Annotated in this window: 18 protein-coding genes; all 18 read right to left on the reverse strand. The window is 55.9% G+C overall.

The annotated features are described in order from the left end of the window. Positions 1-147 (reverse strand): 30S ribosomal protein S14, encoded by a 147-nt coding sequence (locus tag HPY73_07790; protein ID QLH75342.1) that lies wholly within the window; start codon positions 145-147, stop codon positions 1-3. Next, positions 144-644, reverse strand: coding sequence for a 50S ribosomal protein L5 (locus tag HPY73_07795; GenBank protein ID QLH75732.1), 501 nt, complete (start codon positions 642-644; stop codon positions 144-146). The genes HPY73_07790 and HPY73_07795 overlap by 4 nt, the downstream gene beginning before the upstream one ends. A gap of 8 nt (positions 645-652) precedes the next feature. Next, positions 653-1363: a 30S ribosomal protein S4e gene (locus HPY73_07800; protein QLH75343.1), complete on the reverse strand. Its 711-nt coding sequence runs from the start codon at positions 1361-1363 to the stop codon at positions 653-655. Beyond that, positions 1360-1734: a 50S ribosomal protein L24 gene (locus tag HPY73_07805; GenBank protein ID QLH75344.1), complete on the reverse strand. Its 375-nt coding sequence runs from the start codon at positions 1732-1734 to the stop codon at positions 1360-1362. The genes HPY73_07800 and HPY73_07805 overlap by 4 nt, the downstream gene beginning before the upstream one ends. A gap of 9 nt (positions 1735-1743) precedes the next feature. Further along, positions 1744-2142, reverse strand: a complete 399-nt coding sequence (locus HPY73_07810) for a 50S ribosomal protein L14 (protein ID QLH75345.1) — start codon at positions 2140-2142, stop codon at positions 1744-1746. Positions 2143-2147: 5 nt separating this feature from the next. Continuing rightward, positions 2148-2477, reverse strand: coding sequence for a 30S ribosomal protein S17 (locus tag HPY73_07815; protein ID QLH75346.1), 330 nt, complete (start codon positions 2475-2477; stop codon positions 2148-2150). Positions 2478-2481: 4 nt separating this feature from the next. Further along, complete coding sequence (locus HPY73_07820; protein ID QLH75347.1) at positions 2482-2742, reverse strand: ribonuclease P protein subunit; 261 nt, start codon at positions 2740-2742, stop codon at positions 2482-2484. 6 nt (positions 2743-2748) lie between these two features. After that, entirely contained in the window at positions 2749-3048 is a 300-nt protein-coding gene (gene yciH, locus HPY73_07825; GenBank protein ID QLH75348.1) for a stress response translation initiation inhibitor YciH, read from the reverse strand. Then, a complete protein-coding gene (rpmC, locus tag HPY73_07830) occupies positions 3048-3248 on the reverse strand; it encodes a 50S ribosomal protein L29 (GenBank protein ID QLH75349.1) in 201 nt (66 codons plus the stop codon). The genes yciH and rpmC overlap by 1 nt, the downstream gene beginning before the upstream one ends. Beyond that, positions 3248-3979 (reverse strand): 30S ribosomal protein S3, encoded by a 732-nt coding sequence (locus tag HPY73_07835; GenBank protein QLH75350.1) that lies wholly within the window; start codon positions 3977-3979, stop codon positions 3248-3250. Before HPY73_07835 ends, rpmC begins: the two co-directional genes overlap by 1 nt. Position 3980: 1 nt before the next feature. Further along, positions 3981-4427, reverse strand: a complete 447-nt coding sequence (locus HPY73_07840; GenBank protein QLH75351.1) for a 50S ribosomal protein L22 — start codon at positions 4425-4427, stop codon at positions 3981-3983. Positions 4428-4441: 14 nt separating this feature from the next. After that, entirely contained in the window at positions 4442-4903 is a 462-nt protein-coding gene (locus HPY73_07845; protein ID QLH75352.1) for a 30S ribosomal protein S19, read from the reverse strand. A 6-nt stretch (positions 4904-4909) separates the two neighbouring features. Then, entirely contained in the window at positions 4910-5614 is a 705-nt protein-coding gene (locus HPY73_07850; GenBank protein ID QLH75353.1) for a 50S ribosomal protein L2, read from the reverse strand. Positions 5615-5624: 10 nt separating this feature from the next. After that, positions 5625-5903: a 50S ribosomal protein L23 gene (locus HPY73_07855; protein QLH75354.1), complete on the reverse strand. Its 279-nt coding sequence runs from the start codon at positions 5901-5903 to the stop codon at positions 5625-5627. A 2-nt stretch (positions 5904-5905) separates the two neighbouring features. Then, positions 5906-6682: a 50S ribosomal protein L4 gene (locus tag HPY73_07860; protein QLH75355.1), complete on the reverse strand. Its 777-nt coding sequence runs from the start codon at positions 6680-6682 to the stop codon at positions 5906-5908. A 3-nt stretch (positions 6683-6685) separates the two neighbouring features. After that, the gene (locus HPY73_07865) at positions 6686-7687 is read right to left on the reverse strand and encodes a 50S ribosomal protein L3 (GenBank protein ID QLH75356.1); all 1002 of its coding nucleotides are present in this window, start codon (positions 7685-7687) and stop codon (positions 6686-6688) included. Between the two features lie 291 nt (positions 7688-7978). After that, positions 7979-8299: a DUF5611 family protein gene (locus HPY73_07870; protein QLH75357.1), complete on the reverse strand. Its 321-nt coding sequence runs from the start codon at positions 8297-8299 to the stop codon at positions 7979-7981. Between the two features lie 20 nt (positions 8300-8319). After that, on the reverse strand, positions 8320-9321 hold the full coding sequence (locus HPY73_07875; protein ID QLH75358.1) for an archaeosine biosynthesis radical SAM protein RaSEA: 1002 nt from the start codon (positions 9319-9321) through the stop codon (positions 8320-8322). Positions 9322-9357: the final 36 nt, after the last annotated feature.

The raw sequence follows: 9357 nt of genomic DNA on the forward strand, positions 1-9357 counted from the left end.
TCATGAATATTTCTTGAATCCGATCTGCGGAGCGATCTCGCGGAAGCACTGCCTGCACAGATGCATGCCATACCTCCTGACTATGCCCCTCTTCCGACCGCAGCGCGTGCAGCCCTTTGACCGCCCGAACTGTTTCTTTGGCTTCACTCGACCACCTCCACCTTGAACTTCTCTTTCATGAAGTTCGCGGCCTCTGTCCGGGTCATCCTATGGACATGGGGAAGTTTCCTCCTCATGATGCGCCTGCGGGCGACCCTTCGGCCAGGCCTCTGTATGCTCACGCACACGTCCATACCAAATATGCCTATCTCAGGGTCGTACTTCATGCCTTCGAAGTCAGTATAATCGCTTATCCCAAAGCAGAGGTTCCCCTCCGGGTCAAAGGAGTACATATATACTTTGTTCTCCCGGATCCAAAGGGCCTTTTTCAGGAATTCCTCTGCCTTCTCGCCGCGCAGGGTGACCATGCATCCGATGGGCATCCCCTCACGGACGCCCAGGTCCCTGTTGGTGACCTTCGCGGTCGTGATCTTCGGCTTCTGCTTGGTGACCATCTCGAGGACCTTCTGGGCCTTGACCAACCTGTCACCTGCCTCGCCAACGCCTATATTGACCACGACCTTCTCGATCCTAGGCTGCCTCATTACATCGCTCATAGCGCGCTCGCCTCCGGCAATATTACCTCTGGGACCTTGTTCCCTACCACGAAGACGTTCTCTTTGATGGTCAAGATACCATCCTTCATCTTGACCAGGTTCGGGGCCGAGGACCTTTCGATGATATACTCGTCTATGACGCCCAGCTCACCGACATGGGAGCCGCTGATGATGAACGCGACGTTGCCTTTGGCAAGTCTGTAGGTATCGAGGATCTTCTGCGAAGGCAGCTCGATCTTGACGACGTCACCGCATTTCCAGACATCCTTCTCGACGATGATGCATCGGCCATCGTTCATGTTCAGTTGGACCTTGCCTCCGGACAGGGTGGTCTTGCCATCAATGCGGCATAATTTCCATTTCTCCTTTCCCTCCGATATGGGCACAAGGCGGAACTTGCCCTTCCTGTCTAGCATCATCCTATAGTTCTGGTTCAACTTCGGGATGGACACGACGTCCATCAGTCCGACCGGGAACCGCTCCTCTGTGACGACCCTGCCATCCACGAGGACCTCGCGGTTCGACAGGATCTTCTTCCCCTCAGCATAGGTGTCGCAGAGGCCCAGCATGTCACGGATGACGACCATGAGGGACATGCTCGTCTGCTTGCTATGCGCTCCCGGGTTGGTCCCAGTGATCCATACGCTCTTCTTCCTCGGGACCGCCCAAGACCTAGGGGCCATCAATCTCTTCATGTCGCTGCTCATGCAGAAACCTCCTTCTTCTGGAGCCTGCTCTTCCTCCACGGGTCCTTGGTCTCTAGTTTCGTGATGACCAGGTTGGACGCGTGCACTGAGCGCGCCTCCATCGTGCCGTCCGCCTTGGCGATCGTCACTCCTTCTATGTAGACGCGTCCGGAGCTAAGGTCGAGGTCTGTGACCTTCCCCTCGAGGCCGATTATATCTGCATCCCCGCGCATCACTTTGACGGTGTCTCCCCTGACGACCCTGGCCGAGCGGCGTTTGTACTCCTTCTTCAATTCGTCGCTGAGGTGCGATGCGACCATCCTGCTCTTCACATGGACCGGTGCATTATGCTGCGCCTTGCGTTGCTTCCTTGCCTTTGCGCTCTTTGTCATTTTCTCACCTCAGATGATGGTAGACGCGGTCGCTGCTATGCGCGGCCACCTCTCAGCGGCCTCGCGCGCCACCGCTCCCTTTATGTCGCTCCCCTTTGTCTCTCCCTCTTCCGTCGTGATGACGGCGGCATTGTCCTCGAAAACGACCATTGTACCATCCGGGCGGCGGAAGGGCCTCTTCTGCCTGACGATGACCGCATAGACGACCTGCCTTCTCATCTCAGGCGTCCCTTTCTTGACCGATGCCACAACTATGTCACCGACCGCCGCGCTGGGGTACCGGCGGGTGACACCATGATATCCGGGGACAGCGATGACACTGATCGTCTTTGCACCAGTGTTGTCGATGACGTCCAACACGCTTCCGGTGCAGATCCCTTTAGTCTGTTTGCCAGCCAATCCCTTCACGGTGTTCACCTCTTCTCAATGATGACGAACGACACGGTCTTGCTGATCGGTCTGCACTCCATGATCCTGACCTCGTCCCCTGCCTTCACACCAAGGCAGGGCGGGGCGTGCACGGAGTAGCGGCTCGAGCGCTTCTCGTACCTCTCGTACTTGTGGTCGTATTTCAGATAGTTCTTCTCGACGACAGCGGTCTTCTCCATCTTCATGGAAACGACCACTCCATCGATCACCTGGCCCCTTACGGAAAGCTCCCCATGGAAGGGGCAATGCTTGTCCTCGCAGACACCCTGCGGGGCCTTTACATCAATGCCAATGTCCTTGACCTCACCATTCATAAGATCACCTTATCTTCTTGATCCGGTCCTCAGGTCTGTACTGGATCTCCGATCCCTTGACCTGGACCTTTCTGCCCTCATATGTGAACTCGAACTCGTTGCCGGACTTAGGGACCACACGTTCCTTTCCACCAGAACGGAGGGTGAAGGTGTTCTTCGTCTCATCCACGACCGTGCCCCTTATGAGATAGCCACGGTGCCTGGAGGAAACGACCTCGACCTCTGTCCCAATGAACTCTCGCCTCATGAAATCCCTCTTGTCCATGCCCGATCATCTTACCTCGGTCTTGAAGCCCATCTCTTCCAGGAACTCCTTGACCTTCTTCTTGTGGTCGCCCTGGAGCTCGATCTTGTTGTCCTTTGCCGTGCCCCCGGCCGCGCATTTGCTCTTCAGCTTCTTGGCCAGGTCATCCAGGTCGATATCGTTGGAGTCGATGCCTTCGACCACTGTGACTATCTTACCATAACGTCGGCTGTCGGTGTAGATCTTCACGGACTGTTGCTCGCGTGCGATCTCCTCGCACATGCACAGTTCCTTCGGCAGTCCACACACGGAGCAGATCTCAGCCATTACTTCCCTTCCTCCTTCTGGATGGTGAGGATCCGGGCTATGTTCGTCCGGATCGCCCTGATCTTTCCAGGGCTCGCTGGTGCGCCTCCCATGGCCGCTGCCCCGCGCTCATGCATAAGCTCGTCCTTCAGCTCGCGCAGCTTTTTTGCACGGTCCTCGGGGCTCATCTGCCGGATCTCGGCGGTCCTCATCAGCGCCATTAGCTCGACACCTCCTTGTTCTCCTGCACCACGTCTGTCTCGACAGGCTCAGGGTCATGGACGGCTATCGCATCTGGAACATCATTCCTTGGAAGGAGCTGCTCTATCATGTCAGGTAGCGCCTCCTTGGCTTTGTCCAGACCGAGCACATCGATCTCTGCAGGAAGTCTTGCGTTCGGGTCCATTATCTCGACCTTAACGCCGATGACGCCTGGTTTGAGCTTAGCAACCGCGAAGCCCGTCTTGATGAACTTAAGGCGGGAGTCACCGCAGTACTTGATGTAGCCCTCTTTGAACTTCTCGGTCCTGTGGCGCTCCCCAGATAGCTTCCCTGAAAGGACGATGAGACATCCTCTGGCACCATTGTCCATTATCCTTCGGACAGTGGAGTGGCCCGCACGACGGAAGTGCCATCCGCGCTCAAGTGCGAAGGCAAGCTTCTCGGCCATGATCTGGGCGTTGAGGTTAGGGTTATCCACCTCTTGCACCTCGATCTGCGGGTTGTCGTACTTGAAGTTGTCCTCTATGGCCTTGGTCAGGGTCTTTATCGCTGAACCACGGCGCCCTATCACTATTCCAGGTCTTTCAGTGATCAGGGTGACCCTTGTGCCCATGGGCGTCCTCTGGACATCCACTCCACCAAAGCCGGCCCTGTCGACCGTTTTCATAAGGTACTCCTTAAGGAGCGTCCTTCTGATGTTCTCAGCAACGAATTTGCGCTCGCTAGCCATTTTACTTCATCTCCTCAAGGATGACCTCGATGTTGACCGTCTGTTGGTTCCAGGGTGTGCTCCGGCCATGCGCGCGTGGCATGTAGCCAGGTATCGTCCTTCCCAGGTGGGCGGCGATGACCTTGATGCGCATGTTCTCGGTGTCCAGCCCCTTGTATTCAGCGTTCTGCTTTGCGCTCTCGATGACCTTGGTGATCGCCTTGGCGGCCTTGACCGGGAACCTTCCCGGCCCGACCCCCCTCTTGTGGGCGACGCCCATGTTATAGCGTCGGATGGGGACCGGCCTCTTCAGCTCGGCGACCTCCTCAAGCATCTGAAGTGCAACGGAGACCTTCTTTCCCTTGACCATCTGGCAGATCTCACGTGAGAATTTTGGGGAGATCGGGATCTCCTTGCCGATGGCGCGGGAGGTCGTGTCCGGGTCAGCCTCTTGTGTATATCCAACCATTTCCAGATCACCTCTCACTTCAGCGGCAGGAACTTCGAGGACCTTGTCGCACCGACACCTGGTCCGGAGTGTTTCACGGACTTGCGCGTCTGGCTGAACTCGCCCAGATAGTGGCCGATCATCTCTGGCCTTATCTCTATCTCCTTGAATTCCTTGCCATTATATACTGCCACCTTGCGGCCGACGAACTCGGGGACGATCGGGATGTCCCGGCGGTGGGTACGGACAATCTCGTACTTGCCGGACTTTATCTTCTCGAACGCGGTCCTCTGCTCATCGTTGAATCCGCGGATGAAGGTCCTCCTGATCCTGGAGGGCATGAGCTCCAGGACCTCCTCGAACGGCATCTCCTGGAGCTGCTCCATGGTGAAGCCTCGGTAGGTGAACTCCTTCTTCCTCCTGGCCGTGATGGCGGTCTTCTTCTTCCTCATCTTCCTGCGTGAGGACTTCGTACCGGTCAATTTCTCATCAGCCATCTACTTTCACCTCTTGCCCTTCTTTTTCTTCTGCGGCGAGAGACGTCCTACCTTACGTCCAGGCGGTGCGTTCCTCGAAACAGTGCTTGGTTTTCCCACGTGCGGGTGACCCCCACCTCCATGCGGGTGGTCGACAGGGTTCATCGCTATGCCCTTGACCTTGAAATAGGCCTTGCTCCGGCTGCGGTACGCATGGAACTTGTTGCCAGCCTTTCCGAATGGCTTTTCTCCATGACCTCCGCCCGCAACGATCCCGACGACCGCACGGCAGCGGGGATCGAACGACTTGAATGCGCCAGAAGGCATCATCATGACGACCTTCTCCCCCTTTGTCACTACCGTGGCCGAGCTGCCTGCTGCCTTCACATACTTGCCCCCGTCTCCCGGGCGACCCTCTATGTTGAACACAAGGGTACCTTCAGGGATCGCGGAAAGCGGCATCACATTGCCGGCCTTCACTGCGCCAGACCCATCAACGGAGACTTCTTGGCCGACCATGACCCCTTCCGCCGCCAGCATGACAACGGTCTCACCAGAAAAGTCGACCTTCGCCACTGGGCAGAGCCTGCCCGGAGCATGAAGTATGTCCACAACCTTTCCCCCCTTCAGGGTTTCGAGGGGGAGCTTCACATCACCAACATGTCTATGGCTCGGTGAACGGTACTGCATGCCGCCACGGCCGCGCCTCTGCTGTCTTAGATTTTTGCCCATGTCACTCCCCTCAGAACACTCCTATCCTCATGCCGATGTCCTCGGCCGAGTAGCCTTCAGCCAATTTGACGATGGCATGCTTACCGTCCTTGGAGGTCTTGGTCCACACCTTTGATACTTTGACCTGGAACCTCTCCTCGAAGGCCTTCTTGATATCCGCCTTCGTGGCCTTCCTGTCGACTATGAACTCCAGCTTGTTGCCGTCCTTGTAATCCTGAGAGGCCGTGCCGGTCATGTAGTTCATGGTCTTCTCGGTCACGAACGGATGCAAGAGAACGTCTTTCGCCATTCTCACCACTCTCCAATCTTCTTGATGGCCGATTCTGAGAACACGGTCAACCTACCAGGGTTGCCACCTGGTGCTAGCATTCCAGCGTTCAATTTATCGGCATAGGCCACCTCGACGCCCGGTAGGTTGTTCGCACCGGTGAATAGGTCGGCCTTCTCGTTCGATACGACTATCAGAAGCGCTCGGGGCGAACGGAACCTGCGGGACCTCATCTTCCCACGGCCCGCGCGGACCTTCTTGCCTTCCTTGGCCCTTTCGACGTCCGCATCGATGCCAATGCTTCTCAATACGTCGTAGACCTCCGAGGTCGTCTTGAGGGATTCGATCTTGTCCTCTACCACGACGGGCAGCGTGACCTCGTCTTCGAAGTGGTGACCTCTGGCCTTGACAACCGCATTGTTCGCGACCGCGGCCAATGCAGACAGCTTCGCGAGCGCCCTCTCCTTCTTGTTGACCTTTTTCGAGTAGTCCTTCTCAGGCTTTGGTGGCAGCGCCCTGCGCCCTCCCACATTGTTCGGGGACTCAGCAGCCTTTGCTCCCTGCGCCAGCCTCTGGACCCTGGCCACACCTCGTCCCTTTCCCCAGGTCGAGACGCTGTGACGGGTGCCCGCCCCTTCGCTCGGTCCATAAGGTTGCCTGCGGTTCGCCTCCTCTGCAACAACAGCACGATGGATCACATCGGGGCGGAACTCAGTGCTGAAGACGGACGGTAGCTCCATCGTCCTCACGACGTCCCCTTCTAATGAGTAGACGTTGACCTTACCATTATTCTCTGTCATTTATTACGCCCCCTGCTTGGATTCGATGGAAACGTACACCAGGTTCGGCGCTTCCTTTAGATCGGCGCCGTACTTCCTGATCGGGTCCCTGAGGCGCACGAGGCGCTTGTTCGGTCCCGGCACGGAGCCATGGATAAGTACGTATGAGTTCCTGACATCGCCGTAATGCAGGAATCCGCCCTTCGGGTTCACCTCTTCTCCCTTTTCCCCGACCTTGATGATGCGTTTGTTGACCTCGGTCCTCTGGTGGTACCCCATCTGACCGGATTGCGGGGCGGTGCTCCTGACATACCCTGGCCTCTTCGGGCCCAAGGTACCGACCATACGGCGGTGCTTGCTGTTCTTATGGGACAGGAGCTTCAGTCCCCAGCGCTTGACCGCTCCTTGGAACCCCTTCCCCTTGGTGACGGCGGACACATCGATAAGAGAGCCCTCTTTGGCAAAGTCGTTGAAGGTGATCTCCTTGCCCAGGATGCCCTTTGCATACTCCATCCTCTTGTCCATCGTGCCGCCACCGATCCTGAGCTCCATAAGCTCAGGTACCTTTTTCGGCACTCCGTTGACCATCTTCGGCTGGGTATACGCAAGTATGCGGATGTCCTCGATGTCCAATCCTTTGATCTTTTCCCAGGCCTTGTCCTGTTCATAGTTCTTCGGGATCGGAAGCCTACGGGACAGCATCTCATCCAGCCCGGTCGCCCAGACCTCTCCTGCCGTCTTAAGGCCATAACGGGTGGCCTCGTAGAGCCTGATGGCAGCGACCTTCATCGGCGGAACCTCCACCACGGTCACCGGTATACGGATCTCCTGTCCGGCCGTCGTGCTCTGCTTTCTATAGTCTACCATCAATGCATGGGTCATCCCGGCCTTGTAACCGGCAAACCCTTGGACCTTAGGGCCTTCGCTGATCTCGGGCCAATGGTCCACCTTCGGTGTCTGTCTTGAAGCTCTCTTTCTTGGCGAATAGGCCATAGAGCCTTGCTTTGGACGTCTCTTGTTTGGCATATATCCCCCTCTCGCTTCGTGTGAGAGAGTACACTCTCTGGTTGCTAACGCTATGTCTCAAGAGTGTTGAGATCTGCACCTTCGACCGTGACTCTGTTGTCGCCATCCAGAATGTTGTTGGATAGCGGTTGAGGGATGTTTGCACATTGCCCAAGGAGTCTGGTCGAACGTCCTCAATGCGTTGAGCGCACTCCCATAAAAGTAGTTATATAAATACTATCCGTTATTCCAAGGGTATTTGGCATTGACAGAAGTGTGCTTTGAATAACGCAAGCTGGCAGATACAACAATTCAAAGCTTACCTTCTTTGGCCTTTTTCTGGGCCCTCTTCGCCCTTTCCTTTGCAGTGTAACCCGTGGCCTTTTCAAGAAAGATGTTATACCTCTTGATCGTCTCTGCCCCGACCTCTGGTGTCACATCTTTCTTCATCTGAGTGGAAACAAACAGCGACGACTTGCTGAGCAGCTTGGTCTCCAGTCTTCCTAGGGCGCCAAAAGAGGACACAACGAGGTCCCCTTCGACCATGGCATTACCGAAGACCTCCTTGACGATGTTCATGAGCCCGTCGCCCTCCAATGAAGAGGAAAGTCCTTTTTTTATGTCGTAGTCCATTTTTTATCACCATAAACCGCTCAAAGCTCTGGCCCATCTTCTATATGTTTTGATATGTCCACAGATGTCCTCATCGCACCCTGGAGGTGTACCTCTGCAGACCACTTAGCCTTACACGGGCATTCCAGGCCGTTCAGGTCTTCCAGGTGCTGGGAGAAGGAGAATCTCTCGATGGCATCAAGAATCTTTCTATCACAGATGCCGCAATTGTGCACGCCTCTCGGGGTCCCCCCGCCGGAAGGGGCCGACATGATCCTCACGTCCGTCATGGAACGGCATCTCTTCAGCACCTCGACAAGGGACCAGAGCCATGGCGGTCTGAGGTCCCCCCGTCTCCAGACCTCCTCCACTGGTGTCCCTGCCTGGATGTTGAGAGGGTTGATCGAGATCGAATCAGAATATGGTGCCGCGAACTCCACAGAGCATATGACGTCGTTCATAGCCTGCTTTTCTGTCAGGAACGGAGGTTTCAGGATGAGATAGGTCCTCACAGGAACACAATTGATCTTCAACAGACCGGCCGCCCTTTGGTAATCTTCCTTCGTGAACCCCTTCTTTATGCACCTTGCCCGTACCTTGTCGTCACAGGTCTCCAGGCCCAATGCCACATAACACCTGTCCTTTGGTATGCTGGCCAATGTTTTCTCTGTGACGAACTCGGGCCTGGTCTCGAACAGGATGCGCTCAGTCCCGGCGAAGGTAATGAATAGAAGATCCCTCACCTCAGGAGGGAACTCGTTGTCATCTAGGAAGCTTCCAGAGGTATATACCTTGACCATCTCCTCTCCTTCGTACCTCTTTGAAGCTTTTTCGATCTGTGATATCAGGTCCTCCTTTGTTATATCATCGAGGCTCTCAACATTATATCCGCACATGGTGCAACCGCCCTTTCGGGCCCACCAGCACCCCCGGGTCCTGAAGATGATGACCATCGCCCTGACCTTCTTATCACCTATCATGTCATATTCTTTCCATATCGTGACAGGGCTGGTCCTGTCCAGGTCTTGTCGCTCCGCTCTCATCCTAGACCTCTCAAATTGTCAATGGTCATCAACGAT

The organism is Methanomassiliicoccales archaeon (assembly GCA_013415865.1).
Taxonomy (GTDB): Archaea; Thermoplasmatota; Thermoplasmata; order Methanomassiliicoccales; family UBA472; genus MVRC01.